This is a genomic window from Pseudomonas brenneri (genome assembly GCF_007858285.1).
Taxonomy (GTDB): domain Bacteria; phylum Pseudomonadota; class Gammaproteobacteria; order Pseudomonadales; family Pseudomonadaceae; genus Aquipseudomonas; species Aquipseudomonas brenneri.
Map to the genome: position 1 here is coordinate 540,721 of NZ_VFIL01000001.1, position 19,269 is coordinate 559,989.

The 19,269-nt window shown below is 62.4% G+C and carries 15 protein-coding genes; 11 read left to right on the forward strand and 4 right to left on the reverse strand.

Going from position 1 to position 19,269, the window contains the following annotated elements; all coding sequences use genetic code 11:
• Positions 1-13 precede the first annotated feature (13 nt).
• Positions 14-838 carry an NAD-dependent epimerase/dehydratase family protein gene (locus tag FJD34_RS02320; RefSeq protein ID WP_090291066.1) on the forward strand — a complete coding sequence of 275 codons (825 nt, stop codon included), beginning with the start codon at positions 14-16 and terminating at the stop codon, positions 836-838.
• A gap of 35 nt (positions 839-873) precedes the next feature.
• Positions 874-1,761, forward strand: a complete 888-nt coding sequence (locus tag FJD34_RS02325) for an SMP-30/gluconolactonase/LRE family protein (protein WP_090291065.1) — start codon at positions 874-876, stop codon at positions 1,759-1,761.
• Positions 1,762-1,881: 120 nt separating this feature from the next.
• Here the strand turns inward: FJD34_RS02325 and FJD34_RS02330 are convergent, their stop codons facing one another.
• A complete protein-coding gene (locus FJD34_RS02330; protein WP_090291064.1) occupies positions 1,882-2,619 on the reverse strand; it encodes a FadR/GntR family transcriptional regulator in 738 nt (245 codons plus the stop codon).
• 165 nt (positions 2,620-2,784) lie between these two features.
• Here FJD34_RS02330 and FJD34_RS02335 point away from each other — a divergent pair, with 165 nt between their 5' ends.
• Positions 2,785-3,747: an arsenic resistance protein gene (locus FJD34_RS02335; RefSeq protein ID WP_090291063.1), complete on the forward strand. Its 963-nt coding sequence runs from the start codon at positions 2,785-2,787 to the stop codon at positions 3,745-3,747.
• Here FJD34_RS02335 and yddG read toward each other — a convergent pair.
• Complete coding sequence (yddG, locus tag FJD34_RS02340) at positions 3,744-4,634, reverse strand: aromatic amino acid DMT transporter YddG (protein WP_090291062.1); 891 nt, start codon at positions 4,632-4,634, stop codon at positions 3,744-3,746. The genes FJD34_RS02335 and yddG overlap by 4 nt on opposite strands.
• Positions 4,635-5,001: 367 nt before the next feature.
• On the opposite strand from yddG, the gene mexE reads away from it, so the two are divergent.
• From mexE to FJD34_RS02355, 3 genes are read left to right on the forward strand one after another with little or no spacing between them, the layout of a single operon-like run.
• Complete coding sequence (gene mexE / locus FJD34_RS02345) at positions 5,002-6,249, forward strand: multidrug efflux RND transporter periplasmic adaptor subunit MexE (RefSeq protein ID WP_090293138.1); 1,248 nt, start codon at positions 5,002-5,004, stop codon at positions 6,247-6,249.
• A gap of 15 nt (positions 6,250-6,264) precedes the next feature.
• A complete protein-coding gene (locus FJD34_RS02350) occupies positions 6,265-9,444 on the forward strand; it encodes an efflux RND transporter permease subunit (protein ID WP_090291061.1) in 3,180 nt (1,059 codons plus the stop codon).
• Positions 9,441-10,856 carry an efflux transporter outer membrane subunit gene (locus tag FJD34_RS02355; protein ID WP_090291060.1) on the forward strand — a complete coding sequence of 472 codons (1,416 nt, stop codon included), beginning with the start codon at positions 9,441-9,443 and terminating at the stop codon, positions 10,854-10,856. The genes FJD34_RS02350 and FJD34_RS02355 overlap by 4 nt, the downstream gene beginning before the upstream one ends.
• A gap of 197 nt (positions 10,857-11,053) precedes the next feature.
• Here FJD34_RS02355 and FJD34_RS02360 read toward each other — a convergent pair whose 3' ends face one another.
• A complete protein-coding gene (locus FJD34_RS02360; protein ID WP_090291059.1) occupies positions 11,054-12,061 on the reverse strand; it encodes an AraC family transcriptional regulator in 1,008 nt (335 codons plus the stop codon).
• A gap of 201 nt (positions 12,062-12,262) precedes the next feature.
• Between FJD34_RS02360 and efeU the strand changes: the two genes are divergently transcribed.
• The 5 genes from efeU (at position 12,263) to FJD34_RS02385 (ending at position 17,907) form a co-directional block, all read left to right on the forward strand.
• A complete protein-coding gene (gene efeU / locus FJD34_RS02365) occupies positions 12,263-13,096 on the forward strand; it encodes an iron uptake transporter permease EfeU (RefSeq protein WP_090291058.1) in 834 nt (277 codons plus the stop codon).
• Positions 13,097-13,105: 9 nt separating this feature from the next.
• Positions 13,106-14,308: an iron uptake system protein EfeO gene (gene efeO, locus FJD34_RS02370; RefSeq protein ID WP_090291057.1), complete on the forward strand. Its 1,203-nt coding sequence runs from the start codon at positions 13,106-13,108 to the stop codon at positions 14,306-14,308.
• Between the two features lie 14 nt (positions 14,309-14,322).
• Positions 14,323-15,612, forward strand: a complete 1,290-nt coding sequence (efeB, locus tag FJD34_RS02375; RefSeq protein ID WP_090291056.1) for an iron uptake transporter deferrochelatase/peroxidase subunit — start codon at positions 14,323-14,325, stop codon at positions 15,610-15,612.
• A 27-nt stretch (positions 15,613-15,639) separates the two neighbouring features.
• A complete protein-coding gene (gene efeO, locus FJD34_RS02380; protein WP_090291055.1) occupies positions 15,640-16,458 on the forward strand; it encodes an iron uptake system protein EfeO in 819 nt (272 codons plus the stop codon).
• A 246-nt stretch (positions 16,459-16,704) separates the two neighbouring features.
• A complete protein-coding gene (locus tag FJD34_RS02385) occupies positions 16,705-17,907 on the forward strand; it encodes an MFS transporter (protein WP_090291054.1) in 1,203 nt (400 codons plus the stop codon).
• Here FJD34_RS02385 and pssA read toward each other — a convergent pair.
• On the reverse strand, positions 17,904-19,247 hold the full coding sequence (pssA, locus tag FJD34_RS02390; protein ID WP_090291053.1) for a CDP-diacylglycerol--serine O-phosphatidyltransferase: 1,344 nt from the start codon (positions 19,245-19,247) through the stop codon (positions 17,904-17,906). The genes FJD34_RS02385 and pssA overlap by 4 nt on opposite strands.
• Between the last annotated feature and the right edge of the window lie 22 nt (positions 19,248-19,269).

Genomic DNA, 19,269 nt, shown 5'->3' on the forward strand with positions numbered 1-19,269 from the left:
TGGAAACCCAACCATGTCCACCTCCCCTGCTTCACCCAAACCCTTCAAGCGCATCCTGTTGACCGGCGCCGCCGGCGGCCTGGGGCAGATCCTGCGCGAAACCCTGCACACCCACTGCGCCATTGTGCGCGCCTCGGACATCAGCCCGATGGCCCCAAGCCGGAGCACGCAGGAGGAAGTCGTGCAGTGCGACCTGGCCGACAAGGCCGCGGTCCACGCCCTGGCCCAGGATGTCGAGGCAATCGTGCATCTGGGCGGGATTTCGGTTGAGCGTTCGTTTGAAGAAATCCTCGACGCAAATATTCGCGGCACCTTTCATATCTACGAGGCGGCCCGCAAACACGGGATCAAGCGCATCGTCTTCGCCAGTTCCAACCATGTCACCGGTTTCTACCCGCAGGACGTAGAACTCGATGCGCACTCGCCACGCCGCCCGGATGGGTATTACGCGCTGTCAAAATCCTACGGCGAGGATCTCGCGACGTTCTACTTCCACCGCTATGGCATCGAAACCGTGAGCCTGCGCATCGGTTCGTCATTCCCCGAGCCGCGCAACCTGCGGATGCTCTCGACCTGGCTGAGTTACGCCGATCTCGATCGCCTGGTGGCGCGTGCACTGTTGAGCCCGAATGTGGGGCATAGCGTGGTCTATGGGGTTTCCGCCAACCGCGATGTCTGGTGGAACAACCGCCATGCCGAGCACCTGGGTTTTGTCCCGCAAGACAGCTCGCACGTGTTTCGCGCGCAAGTCGAGCAGCAGCCCAAGCCACCCGTGGATTCGCCTGACAGCCTGTTCCAGGGCGGCGCCTTTACCGCTGCCGGGCCGTTTGACGACTGACACGCCCTTCCCACTTCATCTAAGGAAACAGGCTTATGAACGCCGAACTTATCGTCGATGCCCGCAACGCCACGGGCGAAAGCCCGGTGTGGGTGGCGCAAGAAAATGCCTTGTACTGGGTGGATATTCCTGGCGGCCGCCTGCATCGCTGGCAGCTCGACGGCAGCACCAGGTCATGGCAGGCCGACGAAATGCTCGCCTGCATCGCGCGCACCGCCGAGGGGAAATGGATTGGCGCGCAGCAAAGCGGGATCTTCCAACTGGCGCCGCACGCTGACGGACGCCTGACAGCGAACAAGCTCGCTGGCGTCGAGCATGCCATCGACAACATGCGCTTCAACGATGGCCGCTGCGACCGCCAGGGCCGCTTCTGGGCTGGCACCCTGCACATGGACATGGGGGCCGAGACAGTAGGCGCGCTGTATCGCCTGGATGCTCAGCGCGATGGCGTGCTGGCAGCACAACTGGAAAGCCTGCTGGTGCCCAACGGCCTGGCCTTCAGCCCCGACGGCAAGGTGATGTACCTGTCCGACTCCCACCCTGCACGGCAACAGATCTGGGCATTTGACTACGATATCGACAGCGGCATGCCCCACAACCAGCGCAGCTTTGTCGATATGAACAACCACCCGGGCCGCCCGGACGGTGCAGCGGTGGATGCCGAGGGTTGCTATTGGATCTGCGCCATCGACGCCGGCCAGGTGCTGCGCTTTACCCCGCAGGGCAAACTCGATCGCGTCCTCGCGTTACCGGTGAAGAAGCCCACCATGTGCGCGTTTGGCGGCCCGGGGCTGGACACGCTGTTTGTCACCTCGATCCGCCCGCAAGGCATCGACCTGAGTGACCAGCCGCTGGCCGGCGGCGTGTTTGCGCTCAATCCCGGGGTCAGAGGCCTGGCGGAAACTCCAGCCAAGGTCGTGTGATCCGTGTAGGAGCAGGCTTGTCTCCGGGCGGCGTTCCGACGAAAAACGTAAGCACGCCGCATGCCCCTGAAACACGCGTTATCGTTAACGTCCTTCGCGAGCAAGCTCGCTCCTACAAGGTCAGCTCGTGGCCTCATACGCCCGGCGCAACCGCTCACGGCTATTGGACAGGTGCAAACGCATCGCCGCCCTTGCCGCATCGGCATCGCGCCGGGCAATGGCCTGGTAGATATCCTCATGCTCGCGGCTCAAGCGCTCCAGGTACGGCTCCTGGTTGTCATTGACCAGCCGCGTCGAATGCCGACGTGCGCGGGGGACGATGCTGACCCCAAGGTGCAGCATGATGTCGGTGAAATAACGATTGCCGGTTGCCAGGGCGATTTGCTGGTGGAACCGAAAGTCCGACGCCACCGCATAATCCACACTGACCACCCTGGAATTGAGTGCATCCAGCGAGTCGCGCATCGCCTGCAGTTGCTCATCGGAGCGCCGCGCGCAAGCCAGGCCCGCCGCCTCGACTTCCAGGCTGATCCGGAACTCCAGCACCGCCAGCACATCCTGCAACGAGACAATGCTGGCCGGGTCAATCCGAAAGCCACTAGGCCCCGGTACATCCCGCACAAAGGTGCCCACCCCATGCCGGGTTTCCACCAGGCCCGCTGCCTGCAAGCGCGAGATAGCTTCGCGCACCACCGTGCGGCTCACACCGTGCTCTTGCATGACCTCGGACTCGGTCGGCAGCTTGGTCGCACACGCCCATTCGCCGTCATGAATGCGTCGCGACAGCTCGCTGACCAACTCTTCGGTCAGGCTTCGATGCTTGGGGCGAGCACGGCGTTGGACGTTCTGATGGTCCATCAAGAGCGTTAGCCTCAGGTTTGCGAATAGGCCCGCATCATAGCGCAAGTAGTTGTACGACAACACGTTCTGGGCCAGGGCATCTCTGCCAATCCGCGCGCAGCCCTGTCGCTTCGATTACCCTGCACGGTGCAAACAGCACTGACCCAACGTGACAAGGACACCATGAACCGAGAACAACTTGAGCAAAAGCAGATCCCCGTCTACCTCGTCGCCGTTATTGGCGCCGCGCTCGCAGGCCTGCTCGCCCCGCAGGTCGCACCGGGTCTTGGCGCACTGGTAACCCCGGCGATTGCCGTGCTGATGTACGCCATGTTCTTGCAGATCCCGTTTCTGCAACTGCGCCAGGGGCTTGCCAACAGACGCTTTATAGCGGCGCTGCTGATCGCCAACTTTGTGTTGATCCCGCTGCTGGTCTGGGGCCTGACCCGTGGCTTGAACGACCGCCCGGCCCTCCTGATCGGCGCATTGCTGGTGCTGCTTACGCCGTGCATCGACTACGTGGTGGTGTTTACCCACATTGGCAAAGGCGATGCGCGGCTGACGCTGGCCGCCACCCCGATATTGCTGCTGCTGCAATTGGTCCTACTGCCGTTGTACCTGGCGCTGATACCTTCTGGTGACGCAGCGGTGGCGATCTCCATCGGCCCGTTTGTCGAAGCCTTTTTACTGCTGATCGTGGCGCCACTGCTGCTGGCGGTGCTGACCTGCACCGGGGCCCGGCGCTCACGCCTGATCGGGCGCTGGAACGATGGCTGGGCGTGGATGCCAGTACCGGCCATGGCGGCGGTGCTGATCGTGGTGATTGGCTCGCAGATCGCGTTTGTCGCGCAGGAGATCGAGCAGTTGCTGCCGGTGGTGCCGGTCTACTTAGGCTTTATGCTGCTGGCGCCAGTGGTCGGGGCGCTCACGGCCTGGGCCTTTCGTTTGCCGGCAACCACCGCGCGCGCGGTCACGTTCAGCAGTGCGACCCGCAACTCACTGGTGGTCCTGCCGCTGGCATTCGCACTGCCGGAAGATATCCGCGCACTGGCCGCCGCCGCCGTCATCACCCAAACCTTGATCGAGCTGGTATTTGAGCTGATCTATATCCGCGTGATCCCGGCCCTGGTCTGGCGCAGCCGTTAGGACTGCGCACGTGTCGCGTGCCAGCACACCAGCGAACCTGCGGTCACCAACACCGCGCCCTGCCAGAATTGCGGGGTGAGGTGGGCGCCCAGCCAGAGCGCCGCGAATGCCGACGACAGCACCGGCGCGCCGTAGGACGCCGTCGCCAGCAAGGTCAGGTTGCCGCGCAGGATGCCGATATTCCACAGGGCATAGCCGCCCGCCATCGCAATGCCCGTGGCCAACAACTCCAGGCTGTTGCCCAGGGTCACGGCCGGCAGCACCTCGGCACTCAAGCCGTACTTCACCCACAGCACCGCTGCCGTCAGGATGAAAAACAACACCACCAGGTTTTGTCCGCCGGCATAGCGTCGTGTGACATTGCAATACAAGGCAAAGGTGATCGCACACCCCAGGGCCAGGCTGTAGCTCAGAGGGTTGGATTGCACATTGGCGACAATGGTTGCCAATGCCAGGCCATCACCGCTGACCACCCACAGGATGCCAAACAGCGCCAGCGCACTGCCCGGCACGATGATCCAGCGAGCCTTTTGCCCATTCATGACAATCGCCAGCAACACCGTCAGGCACGGCCACAGGTAATTGACCACGCCCAGTTCGATGGCCTGGTTGCGACTGCTGGCAAACCCCAGGGCCAGGGACAGACACACCTCATACGCGACAAACAGTGCGCTGCCCATGATCAGGTACGGCCAGGACGTGGCGCGCAGGCGTGGTCGCCCGAGCCACGCCATCAGCAAGACGGCACCCAACGTGTAGATCAGCGCCGCGCCGCCCAAGGGACCGAACAGTTCGCTGACACTGCGGATCAGCCCGGCAGCGGTACTCCACAAAAGGATTGCCACCAAACCACACGCCGTCGCGGCCCGTTCACCCCTGATCTGCATTGCTGACTCTCTGAAGGTTAAAAAGCTGCAACGGTACAGGTAAATCACACCTTGTAGGAGCCGGCTTGCCGGCGAAAATCGTTAACGATAAAGCGGGGAGCCTGGTACCCCGTGTTGCTCTCGGGTTTTTCGCCGGCAAGCCGGCTCCTACAAGGGAATGTCGTGCCGGGGATTTTGATTGCGGTTTGCGCAATGGTGTTTTGTTATCAGCTGGATTGATAGCACCCTAACGAAAACCCCATGCTAGAGGGCTTTCCCGGCGCTTATATCATTCCGAATGATAGTTACCTTTGCTTCATTCGATTCGTGAGATAGCAGCCCGCCGAGCATGATCCGCCCATCTCAAATACATTGGCGGATGCACCTCATGGAACAGTCACTCAAACATTTGCGCTATCCCCTGGCCCTGTTGGCCGTGTTGGTGATGAGCGCATGCGGCAAGGCCCCCGAGCAAGCGGCCGCCATGCCCGCCAGCAAAGTCAGCGTTGCCAAGGTCCTGGAACAACCGGTCAATGAATGGGATGAGTTCACTGGCCGCCTGGAAGCCCCGGAAACCGTGCAGATACGCCCGCGCGTATCAGGCCAGATCGACCAGGTAGCGTTTACCGAAGGTGCGCTGGTGAAGAAAGGCGACCTGCTGTTCCAGATCGACCCGCGTCCGTTCCAGGCTGAAGTGCGCCGCCTTGAAGCTCAACTGCAACAGACCCGAGCCGCCGCTTCGCGCAGTGACAACGAAGCCCAGCGTGGCGAGCGCCTGCGCCAGAGTAATGCGATTTCCGCCGAGCTGGCCGATTCGCGGACCACTGCCGCCCAGGAAGCCCGTGCTGCCGTGGCCGGAATCCAGGCGCAACTGGACCTGGCCAAGCTGAACCTGAGCTTCACCCGCGTCATCTCACCGATCAGCGGCCGCGTCAGCCGCGCGGCGATCACCGCCGGTAACCTGGTGACCGCCGATGTCACCGAGCTGACCAGCGTGGTCTCCACCGACAAGGTCTATGCCTACTTCGACGCCGATGAACGCGTGTACCTCAAGTACACCGAACTGGCGCGCCAGGGCCGTCGCGGCGCCACCACCCCGGTGTACCTGGGCCTGTCCAACGAAGACGGCAACCCGCACCTGGGCCAGATGAACTTTGTCGACAACCAGGTCAACCCGGCCACCGGCACCATTCGTGGGCGCGCCGTGTTCGACAACACAGACGGGCGCTTCACCCCCGGACTGTACGCACGCCTGAAACTGGTGGGCAGCGGCACCTACTCCGCCGTGCTGATCACCGACGAGGCCGTGGGCACTGACCTGGGCAAGAAGTTCGTACTGGTCATGGACGGCGACAACAAGTCTGCCTACCGCGCCGTCGAACTGGGGCCAAAGATCGAAGGCTTGCGCATCGTGCGCAGCGGCCTGACCAAGGACGACACGATTATCGTCAAGGGCCTGCAGCGGGTGCGTCCGGGATCGCCGGTAGCACCGGAGACCATCCCGATGGCCAGCCAGGCCACCCTCGCCGCCTTGGCACAACAACGACAAGCGCTTGAAGCCAGCAATCTGGAGCAAGTGACGCCGGACAACAAAGCCGCACCCAAGCTCGCCAGTGTCGCGACTCCACGCGGTTAAGGGACTACACACAAGATGAATTTCTCCAAGTTCTTCATTTCGCGGCCGATCTTCGCAGCAGTGTTGTCGCTGCTGATCCTGATCGCCGGCGCGATCTCGCTGTTCCAGTTACCGATCAGTGAATACCCGGAAGTGGTGCCGCCGACCGTTGTCGTACGGGCCAGCTTCCCGGGCGCCAACCCCAAAGTCATCGGTGAAACCGTGGCCGCGCCGTTGGAACAAGCGATCACTGGTGTCGAGAACATGCTCTACATGTCCTCGCAATCGACTGCCGACGGCACGATCACCCTGACCATCACCTTCGCCCTGGGCACCGACCTGGATAACGCGCAGGTGCAGGTGCAGAACCGGGTGACCCGCACCCAACCCATGCTGCCGGAAGAAGTGACGCGCATTGGTATTACCGTGGACAAGGCCTCCCCCGACCTGACTATGGTGGTGCACTTGACCTCGCCGGATCAGCGTTACGACATGCTCTACCTGTCCAACTACGCCATCCTCAATATCAAGGATGAGCTGGCGCGTCTGGGCGGTGTCGGTGATGTGCAGTTGTTCGGCATGGGCGACTACTCGTTGCGCGTCTGGCTGGACCCGAACAAGACCGCTTCACGCAACCTGACCGCCACCGATGTGGTGACCGCGATTCGCGAGCAGAACCGCCAGGTAGCGGCCGGTGCCCTCGGCGCACCGCCTGCGCCAACGGCCACCAGCTTCCAGTTGTCGGTCAACACCCAGGGACGCCTGGTCACCGAGGAAGAGTTTGAGAACATCATTATTCGCGCAGGCGATAACGGTGAAATCACCCGCCTCAAGGACATTGCCCGGGTCGAGCTGGGTTCCAGCCAATACGCCTTGCGTTCGCTGCTCAACAACCAACCGGCGGTGGCGCTCCCGATCTTCCAGCGCCCTGGCTCCAACGCGATCCAGATCTCCAATGAAGTACGCGACAAGATGGAGGAGCTGAAAAAGAGCTTCCCCGAAGGCATGGACTTCAGCATCGTCTATGACCCGACCATCTTCGTGCGTGGCTCCATCGAGGCCGTGGTACACACCCTGTTCGAAGCACTGATCCTGGTGGTGCTGGTGGTGATTCTGTTCCTGCAGACCTGGCGCGCCTCGATCATTCCGTTGGTAGCGGTGCCGGTATCGTTGATCGGTACCTTTGCGGTGATGCACCTGTTCGGCTTCTCGCTCAATGCCCTGTCGCTGTTTGGCCTGGTATTGGCCATTGGCATCGTGGTCGACGACGCCATCGTGGTGGTAGAGAACGTCGAACGTAATATCGAGCTGGGCCTGGAACCATTCCCGGCCACCGAAAAAGCCATGAGCGAAGTGACCGGGCCGATCATTGCTACGGCGCTGGTGCTGTGTGCGGTGTTTATCCCGGCAGCCTTTATCAGCGGCCTGACCGGGCAGTTCTACAAGCAGTTCGCCTTGACCATTGCGATCTCCACCGTGATCTCGGCCTTCAACTCGCTGACCTTGTCCCCTGCCCTGGCCGCCGTGTTGCTGCGCAGCCATGATGCGCCGAAGGATCGTTTCTCCAAGGTCCTCGACAAGGTGTTTGGCGGCTGGTTGTTCCGCCCGTTCAACCGCTTCTTCGAACGCGCCAGTGGTGGCTACGTCAGCACCGTGCGCCGGGTAATCCGCGGCAGCGGCATTGCACTGTTCCTGTACGCCGGCCTGATAGTGCTGACCTGGTTCGGTTTTGCCCACACCCCGACCGGTTTCGTCCCGGCCCAGGACAAGCAATACCTGGTGGCCTTCGCCCAACTGCCGGATGCCGCCAGCCTGGATCGCACCGAAGACGTGATCAAGCGCATGTCGGATATCGCCCTCAAGCAACCGGGCGTCGAAAGTGCCGTGGCCTTCCCTGGCCTGTCGATCAACGGTTTTACCAACAGCCCCAACAGCGGCATCGTGTTCGTGACCTTGAAGCCGTTTGACGAGCGCAAGGCCGTGGGCATGTCCGCTGGTGAAATCGCCGGTGCCCTGAACGGCAAGTACGCCGATATCCAGGAAGCCTACATGGCGATCTTCCCGCCGCCGCCGGTACAGGGCCTGGGCACCATTGGCGGGTTCCGCCTGCAAGTCGAAGACCGCGGCAACCTGGGCTATGAGGAACTGTACAAAGAAGTACAGAACATCATTACCAAGAGCCACAACGTACCGGAACTGTTCGGCCTGTTTACCAGCTACACGGTCAACGTGCCCCAGGTCGATGCCGCTATCGACCGTGAAAAGGCCAAGACCCATGGCGTGGCGATCAGCGACATCTTCGACACCCTGCAGATCTACCTGGGTTCGCTGTATGCCAACGACTTCAACCGCTTTGGCCGTACTTATCAGGTCAACGTCCAGGCCGAGCAGCAGTTCCGCCTTGAAGACGAGCAGATCGGCCAGCTGAAAGTGCGCAACAACAGGGGCGAGATGATCCCGCTGGCGACCTTTATCAAGGTCAGCGACACCTCGGGGCCGGACCGCGTGATGCACTACAACGGCTTTATCACCGCCGAGATCAACGGTAACGCCGCCCCCGGCTACAGCTCGGGCCAGGCGCAAGCGGCGATCGAGAAACTGCTCAAGGAAGAACTGCCCAACGGCATGACCTACGAGTGGACGGACCTGACGTATCAGCAAATCCTCTCGGGCAATACCGCGCTGTTCGTGTTCCCGCTCTGCGTACTGCTGGCGTTCCTGGTACTGGCCGCCCAATACGAAAGCTGGAGCTTGCCATTGGCGGTGATCCTGATCGTACCGATGACTCTGCTGTCGGCTATTACCGGGGTGATTCTGTCTGGTGGCGACAACAACATCTTTACCCAGATCGGCTTGATCGTACTGGTGGGACTGGCCTGTAAGAACGCGATTCTGATCGTCGAATTCGCCAAGGATAAGCAGGAAGAAGGCCTCGACCCGCTGGCTGCGGTGCTGGAAGCCTGCCGCCTGCGTCTGCGGCCGATTCTGATGACCTCGTTCGCCTTCATCATGGGCGTGGTGCCCCTGGTGCTCTCCAGCGGTGCCGGTGCCGAGATGCGCCACGCCATGGGTGTGGCGGTGTTCTCCGGGATGATCGGGGTGACCTTCTTCGGCCTGTTGCTGACGCCGGTGTTCTACGTGTTGATCCGCCGCTATGTGGAGCGCAGCGATGCGCGCAAAGCGGCCAAGGCCTTGAAGCTGGAGACACAGCAATGAGTGTGAAAGTGTTCATGCCGAGCCTGCTGGTATTGGCGCTCAGCGCCTGTGCCGTCGGCCCGGACTATAAAGCCCAGCAGCTGGAGGCGGCCACTATCACGGCCGCCGCCGATGCCAAGCAATACGACCACGCCAAGTTCGAAGGTATCTGGTGGCAGCAGTTCGAAGATCCGACGCTCAACCAGTTGGTGACGCAATCGTTGCAAGGCAACCGCGATTTGCGCGTTGCATTTGCCCGCCTGCGGGCCGCCCGGGCGATTCGTGATGACGCCAGTAATGACGCGATGCCCACCATCACCAGCCGCGTCAGCAGCGATTTGGCCAAGGGCCAGATCCCTGGCCAGAGCACACGCCGGGTCAATAGCGAACGCTATGACCTGGGCCTGGACATGGCCTGGGAGCTGGACCTGTTTGGCCGCATCCAGCGCAACCTGGAAGCCAGCGACGCCGACCAGCAGGCCGCCGAAGCCGATCTCTATCAACTGCAAGTCAGCCTGATTGCCGAATTGGTGGATGCCTACGGCCAACTGCGCGGTGCGCAACTGCGGGAAAAAATCGCCCTGGCCAACCTGAAGAACCAGCAAGACTCGCGCACCATCACCGAAAGCCTGCGCGATGCCGGCGTCGGCGACCAACTGGACGTGGTACGTGCCGATGCGCGCCTGGCGGCGGTCGAAGCCAGCGTGCCGCAATTGCAGGCCGAACAAGTGCGCGAACGCAACCGCATCGCCACCCTGCTCGGCCAGCGCCCGGACACACTCACGGTGGACCTGAGCCCGGCCAACCTGCCGGCAATTGCCAAGGCCTTGCCGATTGGTGATCCGGGGCAATTGCTGCAACGGCGCCCGGACATTCTCAGCGCCGAACGCAGACTGGCAGCCGCTACCGCGCGTATCGGCGTAGCCAAGGCCGACCTGTTTCCACGGGTCAGCCTCAGTGGCTTCCTCGGCTTTACCGCTGGCCGTGGCTCGCAGATCGGCTCATCCGCCGCCAATGCCTGGGCCCTGGGCCCGAGCATCACCTGGGCCGCCTTTGACCTGGGCAGCGTGCGCGCCCGTTTGCGCGGTGCCGACGCCGAGGCCGACGGCGCCCTGGCGACTTACGAGCAGCAAGTATTGCTGGCATTGGAAGAATCCGAGAACGCATTCAGCGACTACGGCAAACGCCAGCAACGCCTGGTCTCGCTGATCCGCCAGAGCGAATCGAGCCGTGCAGCAGCCGACCTGGCCGAGATTCGCTACCGCGAAGGCACTGCCGACTTCCTCGTGCTACTCGACGCCCAGCGCGAGCGCCTGCTCGCCGAAGACGCCCAGGCCCTGGCCGAAGTGGACCTGTATCGCGGCATCGTGGCGATCTACAAGGCGCTGGGTGGCGGTTGGCAGCCAGAGACAACGGTCGCCAGCCTCAAGTGAAGTAAAGAGCTCCTTTGGTTGGTCGCATCCAGCCAATTTTTAGCCCCGTGGTCCATTCGGTCACGGGGCTTTTTTTGGCCTGCTTATCGGGTAGGAGCGAGCTTGCTCGCGAAAAACTTGAGAGCGCCGCGTTCGCCCTGCGCGCCCCGTTATCGTTAACGTTTTTCGCGAGCAAGCTCGCTCCTACAGTAATTGACTTAAGTCAGGATCAAGCTGCGGTAGTGCCCGGGATTGGACCCCGACCACTTGCGAAAGGCTTTGTAGAACGAACTCACATCAGCAAAGCCCAGGCGGCTGGCGATCTCGGCGAAGCTGATATCGGCCTCGGCCAGCCAGACAACCGCCAGCTCCTTGCGCACGCTGTCCTTGAGGCCCTGGTAGGTCTGCCCTTCTTCGGCCAGGCGCCGGCGCAGGGTGGAAGCGGACATGCACAGGTCGTGGGCCAGGCTTTCGGTTTCCGGCCAGTGTTGGGCCGGGCGCTGGCGCAGGTCATGCTTGATGCGCATTGCCAGGCTGTCCGGATCACGGTACTTGACCAGAATATTGGCCGGTGCCAGGGCCAGAAAGCGCTTGAGCTCCTCGGGGCTGCGCTTGATCGGCAGGTCGAGGCAGTCGGCCGAGAAGATCATCCGGGTACGGGGCCGGTCGAAGCGCAGGTTGTCGGAAAACATCACCTGGTAATCGTCACAAAACCCTGGCTGCGCCCCCCGCAACTCGATGGCCAGGATCGGAATGCGCCGCCCGGCCAGCCAGCAGGCGACGCCGTGGACGATCATCCAGTAGCAAAAATAGGTGAACGCCCGGCGCGGTTCTGTTTCGGGTTCCAGCAATACGATTTCTGCCAGGCTTTGTTGGCGCACCAGTTCGGCGGGCAGGTTTTCCAGCATCAGCGACAGGAAGCTCAGACCGGTTTGCAGGGCGTCGGCCAGGGTCGGCTGGGCCATGGACGCACGGCAGAGGAATTCCAGACTGCCGGATTTGAGCTTGCGCGGGTCCATGCCAAAGAATTCGTCATCCCTGCGCCGTGCCAGCAAACGCCACAGCCGTGCATAAGCCAACGCCGGGACCCTGGCATCAGGCTGCTCCAGCAAAACCGGATCAATCCCGACCTTGACCAGCGCCTCGCGCGTCGCCGCACCGGGGGCGCAGCTCTGCAACAGCGCTTCATGCACCAGATGGATAGAGATGGTGTCTTTTTCCGACATGGTCCAGGGCTCAATCTTGTAAGTCGGCCATTGTAGGAGCGTGTTGGCTTGTGAGGAACTCAAATTAACGTCACTCACCGTAGCCACCGGGCTATGAAACTCTGTTCAGGCAGCGTTCAGAAAACGTCAAGATCCTCTGTTTAGTAATGAGTATCATTATGTTACAACTTAGCACCCTAACTAATTACGTTGCGGTGTCCGATGCTCGTCCCCTTTCTCATCATGTTGCGCGAAGGCATTGAAGCCGCCTTGATCGTTGGCATCATCGCCAGCTACTTGCAACAGACCGGCCGTGGCCAGTGGATGCCGGCCGTATGGATTGGCGTGTTTCTCGCCGCCGCCCTGGCCCTGCTGGTCGGTGGCGGCCTGGAGCTGGTCAGCGCCGAGTTCCCGCAAAAGCAGCAAGAACTGTTCGAAGGCATTGTCGGCCTGGTGGCCGTGGCCATCCTCAGTTCCATGGTGTTCTGGATGCGCAAGGTCGCACGCTCGATCAAGCACTCCCTGCACCAATCCCTGGATCACGCCTTGGCGGGCTCGCGCAACCAGGTGATCGCGCTGATCGCCATGGTGTTTTTCGCCGTGGCCCGCGAAGGCCTGGAAACGGTGTTCTTCCTCCTGGCCGTGTTCCAGCAGAGCGAAGGCCCGGCTGCGCCCATCGGTGCCCTGCTCGGCCTGGTGCTGGCGATTGTCGTGGGGTTCCTGATCTACAGCGGCAGCATGCGCCTGAACCTCGCTGCGTTTTTTCGCTGGACCGGGCTGTTCATCCTGGTGGTGGCCGCCGGCATCCTCGCCAACTCGGTGCAGGCCCTGCATGAAGCCGGGGTGTGGAACCACTTGCAGCGCGTACTGTTCGATTTCAGCGCAACCCTGCCGATGGATGGCCCGCAGGGCTCGGTGCTGGCTGGCATGTTCGGCTATCAGGATGCGCCGACCGTCAGCACCCTGGGCGCCTATCTGATTTACCTGATGCTGGCGTTGCTGATGTTCTTCATGCCCGCCGCGCCAGCCACCCCCTCTTCCGTCTCCAGCCAGTAAGGTTGTCCCTTGCCAAACCAAGCCCCTGCCCCCGCCTCGCCACCCCGCGCCTTGCGTTGGGCGTTAGCCGGCTCGGTGATCGTGATGATCGCCGCCGGTGGCCTGTTCTACTACGCCTCGCAATTGGCCGCCGCCAAGCGTCAGATCAATCACAATGAAATTGCCGTGATCATCCACGCTCACGCCTGCGAACCCAATGCCCTGACAGTACCGGCCGGTCGCGCGAGTTTTCGCATCATCAACCGTTCGGATCGCGCGGTTGAGTGGGAGATCCTCGACGGCGTACTGGTCGTCGAAGAGCGTGAAAACATCGCCCCGGGCCTGAGCCAGGTGATCAACGCCAACCTGCTGCCGGGCGACTACGCCATTACTTGTGGCCTGTTGAGCAACCCGCGCGGCACCCTGCATGTAACACCCACCGCCGAGTCCGACGCCCAGGCCAAAGCCAAGCCGTCGATGGTGGCCTTTATCGGCCCGCTGTCAGAGTTTCGCGTGTATCTGAGCAGCCAAAGTGGCGCCTTGATCAAAGCCGTCACGGCCCTGGAGCAGGCGATGATTGCTGGCGACCTGACGCAAGCCCAGGCCCTGTACCTGCCGGCACGCGAGGCTTACCAGCACCTGGCCCCGGCGGCCCAGCGCCTGGCCGAGCTGGACAACGCGATCAACGCCCGCGCCGATTACTTCGAAAAACGCGAACAGGACCCGGCCTTCAGCGGCTTCCATCGCCTGGAATACGGCCTGTTCGCGCAACACAGCCTCGACGGCCTGACGCCGATTGCCCAGCGCCTGGTGAACGATGTCACCACCCTCAAGCAGCAATTGCTGGCGCAGTCGCTGCCGCCCGAGCAGTTGGTGAGCATCGTGGTGCGCAACCTCAACAGCCTGGCCGACGTGCGTGCCGCCAGTGGCGAGGAAGAACGCTACAGCCACCTCGACCTCAATGGTTTTGCCGCCAACCTTGAAGTGGCGCGCAAGGTGGTAGACCTGATGCGACCGCTACTGGCCAAGTCCGCCGCCGACCTGTTGCCGGGGATCGATAGCGCGATCAGCACCTTCGCGGCGCAACTCGACGGCCTGAAGGTCGATGGCCACTACCGCACCTATGACAGCGTTACCGCCGATCAGCGCCAGCAGATCGCCGACAAGGCCAAGGCTCTGGCCGCCGCACTCGATGGAATCGACCCAGCCCTTGGCCTCTCTGGCCTTCAGTGAAGACGACCAAATAGATGAGTGATTCAGAACAGTTCAACGCCCAGCGCCGCCGTGTGTTGCTGGGCATGGCCGCCACTGGTGCGGCGATTGCCGGCAGCAGCCTCAGTTGCCCGGCGCTGGCGGCCGGCGCGGCCCAGGTCACCACCGCGCCCAGCAGCGAGAAAACCCAGGACCATCATGCCTTCCACGGCAAGCACCAGAGCGGCATCGTCACCCCGCGCCCGGCCTGCGGCATGCTGGTGGCGTTCGATGTGTTGGCCAGCGATCGCGAGGACCTGGAGCGGCTGTTTCGCACCCTCAACGAGCGCATTGGTTTCCTGATGACCGGCGGTACGGTGCCACAGGTCGATCCAAAACTGCCGCCCACCGACTCCGGCATCCTCGGCCCGGTGGTCACCCCGGACAACCTGACGATTACCGTGTCGGTGGGTGAGTCGCTGTTCGATGAGCGTTTCGGGCTGGCAGGCGCCAAGCCAAGGCGCCTGAGCCGCATGATCGGCTTCCCCAATGATGCGCTGGACCCTGCGCAGTGCCATGGAGACTTGAGCCTGCAGTTGAGCTCCAACACCCCCGACACCAATATCCACGCCCTGCGCGATATTGTGAAAAACCTGCCGGACCTGCTGCTGGTGCGCTGGAAACAGGAAGGCAGCGTGCCGCCCCAGGCCCCTGCCCGTACTGGCGAGCCGGCGCAAAGTGCGCGTAACTTCCTCGGCTTTCGTGACGGCTCGGCCAACCCTGATTCCAACGACAGACAGGCCATGGACCAGATTGTGTGGGTGCAGCCGGGCAGTGACGAACCGGCCTGGGCCGCCAATGGCAGCTACCAGGCGGTGCGGATCATCCGCAATTTCGTCGAGCGCTGGGACCGCACGCCGTTGCAGGAACAGGAAAGCATCATCGGCCGGATCAAGACCAGCGGCGCGCCCATGGGCGGCCACAACGAAACCCAGGTGCCGGACTACGGCCAGGATCCAGAAGGCAAACTGACCAAGCTCGATGCGCATATCCGCCTGGCCAACCCGCGCACCGCCGCGACCCAGGCCAGCCTGATCCTGCGCCGGCCCTTCAACTACTCCAACGGGGTGAACAAGAACGGCCAGTTGGACATGGGCCTGTTGTTTATCTGCTATCAGGCGGACCTGGAGAAAGGCTTTATCGCCGTACAAACCCGGCTCAATGGCGAGCCCCTGGAGGAGTACCTCAAGCCAGTGGGCGGCGGCTACTTCTTCACCCTGCCGGGCGTCACCGGGCCGCAGGACTTCATCGGCCGCACGTTGCTGCAAGCCACTGCCAACACTTGAACCCCACTCCACAGCGGAAACCGCCCCATGAAAAAGTCGTCTCTTGCGTTGTCGTTGTTGTTGACCCTTTCTCCACTCGCGGCCCTGGCTGCGACGGCGCCCCTGGATCTGGTGGGCCCGGTTTCGGACTACAAGATCTATGTCACCGACAAGATCGATGAGCTGGTGACCCAGACCCAGGCCTTCACCGACGCGGTGAAAAAAGGCGACCTGGCCACCGCGAAAAAACTCTACGCGCCCACCCGCGTGCACTATGAAGCCATCGAGCCGATCGCCGAGTTGTTCAGCGACCTCGATGCCGCGATCGACTCACGGGTCGACGATCACGAAAAAGGCGTGAAGGCCGAGGACTTCACCGGTTTCCACCGCATTGAATACAGTCTGTTTGCCGAGAACAGCACCCAGGGCCTGGGCGTCCTGGCCGATGGTTTGAACAAGGACGTCAAAGACCTGCAAACCCGCGTCGCCGGCCTGACCTTCCCGCCGGAAAAAGTCGTCGGCGGTGCTGCCGCACTGCTCGAAGAAGTGGCCGCTACCAAGATCTCCGGCGAAGAAGACCGCTACAGCCACACCGACCTGTATGACTTCCAGGGCAATATCGACGGGGCGAAAAAGATCGTCGACCTGTTCCGCGGGCAGATCGAGCAACAGGACAAGGCGTTTTTGGCCAAGGTCGACAAGAACTTTGCCTCGGTGGACACGATCCTGGCCAAATACAAGACGGCCGATGGCGGCTTTGAAACCTATGACAAGGTCAAGGAGAATGACCGCAAGGCCCTGGTCGGCCCGGTCAACACCCTGGCCGAAGACCTGTCGACCCTGCGTGGCAAGCTGGGCCTGAACTGACAGAAAGACTTAGGCATCCCCCCTGTGGGAGCGGGCTTGCTCGCGAAGGCGTCGGCCCAGCAAACATTGATGTTGACTGACCCCACTGCTTTCGCGAGCAAGCCCGCTCCCACATTTGATCTTCGCTTACTGATCGGCATTAGGGCGCAGAGCAGCTGTAGATCTTCATCATTGCCGCTAATCGCGCTTTGCGTTTAACCGTCTTACCTATAACGTTTAATCGATCCCACTCACGGAAGATTTCCCATGCCCGATTCGGCCGCCAGCATTGATGCTGCCTTGCCCACCCCAACGTCATTCAACCTGCGCCCCCTGTTGATCGCCAACATGGCCTGCACCATGGCGATGATGGCGTTTGTCTCGCTGATCGGCCCCATCGCCCGGGTGCTGGGGCTGGCGACCTGGCAAGCGGGTGCGGCGGTGACCGTGTCCGGGGTGATCTGGATGCTGCTGGCGCGGCCCTGGGGCCAGGCCAGTGATCGCCTGGGGCGACGGCGAGTGCTGCTGCTGGGCACCGGTGGTTTCACCCTCGCGTACTGGGCGCTGTGCGTGTTTATCGACGCCTCCCTGCAACTGCTGCCCTCGGCCATGCTGGCCTTTATCGGGCTGGTGTTGGGGCGCGGGTTGATCGGGGTGTTCTACGCCGCGATCCCGGTGGGTGGCTATGCGCTGATCGCGGACAATATCGAGCCGACCCACCGCGCCAAGGCCATGGCCTCGCTCGGGGCGGCGAACGCCTGCGGCCTGGTACTGGGCCCGGCGATTGCCGCGCTGCTGGCCCGCTACAGCCTGAGCCTGCCGTTTTATGCGATGGCGCTGCTGCCCATGCTGGGCTTTTTGGTGTTGCTGGTGAAACTGCCGCGCCAGGAACTGCATCTCAAGCAACCGCCCAAGGCCGTCAACCTCTCGGACCCGCGCTTGCGGCGCCCATTGGTGGTGGCATTTGCCGCCATGCTGTGTGTATCCATCGCCCAGATCACCGTAGGTTTTTTTGCCCTGGACCGCCTGAAGATGAACCCCGCCGACGCCGCACAAACCGCCGGGATTGCCCTGACGATGGTGGGCCTGGCGTTGATCTGCTCGCAATTGCTGGTGCGCAAACTCGAATGGCCACCGCTGCGGATGATCCGCGTCGGCGCCATTGTCTCGGCACTGGGCTTTGCCGGCAGCATGTTCGCGGATACGGCGTGGATTCTCTGGCTGTGTTTCTTCGTCTCGGCAGCGGGCATGGGCTGGATCTTCCCGTCGTTCGCCGCACTGGCGGCCAACGCGGTGGAAGCCTCGGAACAAGGTGCCACTGCCGGCTCAGTCGGTGCGGCGCAAGGCTTGGGCGTAGTGGTCGGGCCACTGGCCGGGACCCTGATCTATGCCATCGAACCACGGCTGCCCTACCTGGTCGCCGCCGCCCTGCTGCTGCTCATAGCGCTCTGGCCAGCACCGCGCCGCTAGAGGATCCGATACAGCAAGCGCTCGACCCGTACCCGACTGACCCGACGCAGGAACTTGCCGACGGCTTCGGGGTAATCCACCAGCGTCTGCAACTGCTGGTAGCCCTGGATCCGCGTGGTGTGCCGGAAAATCTCCTCAAGCTCGCGCCCCCGCGGCGCAAGCCACTGGCCCTGGGGATCGTCGATGAGCAAGGCGTTTTCCAGGTCCAGGCGGAAGGCCCGGGGGTTGAGGTTGTTGCCGGTGAGCAAGGTATAGCGCGCGTCGACCCACATGCCCTTGAGGTGGTAGGTGTTGTCCCCGTCGCGCCACAGGTGCAGGTTGAGCAGGCCGCTGTCGATCATGCGCTGATGGCGCTTGGCAAAGCGGCGCAGGCTGATTTCGTAGAGATAGGGCAGCGCGGCGATGATCCTGAACGGCTCGCTGGGCGGGATGTAGAAGTCGTTGGCCGTCTTGTCGCCAACGATGATGTCGATCTTCACCCCACGGGCCAGCGCACGATTGATTTCCCGGGTGACCGGCAGCGGCAGGTTGAAATACGGGGTGCAGATGGTCAACTGCTGCTGGGCGCTGGCGATCAACTCGCAGATCACCCGACTCAGCGGGTTGTTCTTGCCCACCCCCAGCAGCGGGCTGACCGACAACCCGCCAATGCCAGCCTGGCCGGCCGTGGTGTCATAGGTCGCGTGCTTGAGCCGGCTGCGCAAGTCGCCGATGTCATTGCGCAGGCTACGAGTGGTGGGCAGGTTGGGCAGGTCGAGACGGTGCACCGCCTTGGAGGCGACCAGGCCGTGCTCCACCAGGTGCTGCATGGAGTCGGCCAATGGTTTGTTGTGGATCAGGTGATAGCGGTCGAAGCGATATTTGTCGAACTTGTGCAAATACACATTATTGAGACTGGCGCCGCTATACAGCACGCTGTCATCGATCACAAAGCCCTTTAGATGCAGCACGCCAAACAGTTCGCGGGTCTGCACCGGTACGCCGTACACCGGTACTTGCGTCGGGTGCGACTGGGTCATCGCCTGGTACCAGGCGCTGTTGCCTGGCTGCTTGCCCGCACCGATCAGCCCGCGCTGGGCCCGCAGCCAGTCAACCATCACCACGATATCCAGCCCGGGCCGTGCTGCCTTGGCGGCATGCAGCGCGTCAAACACCTCTTGCCCCGCTTCGTCCTGTTGCAGGTACAAAGCGACGATGTAGATACGGTGTTGGGCCTGGGCGATTTTCTCCAGCAGGCAACGGCGAAACTCGGCGGCACCGGACAGCACCTCGATCGCGTCGGTGGCCAGGGGGAAACCGCGCAACTTGGGCAACAGGGAACGTTTGAAGAACGACGGCATAGGGCTCGCAATGATCGAATCC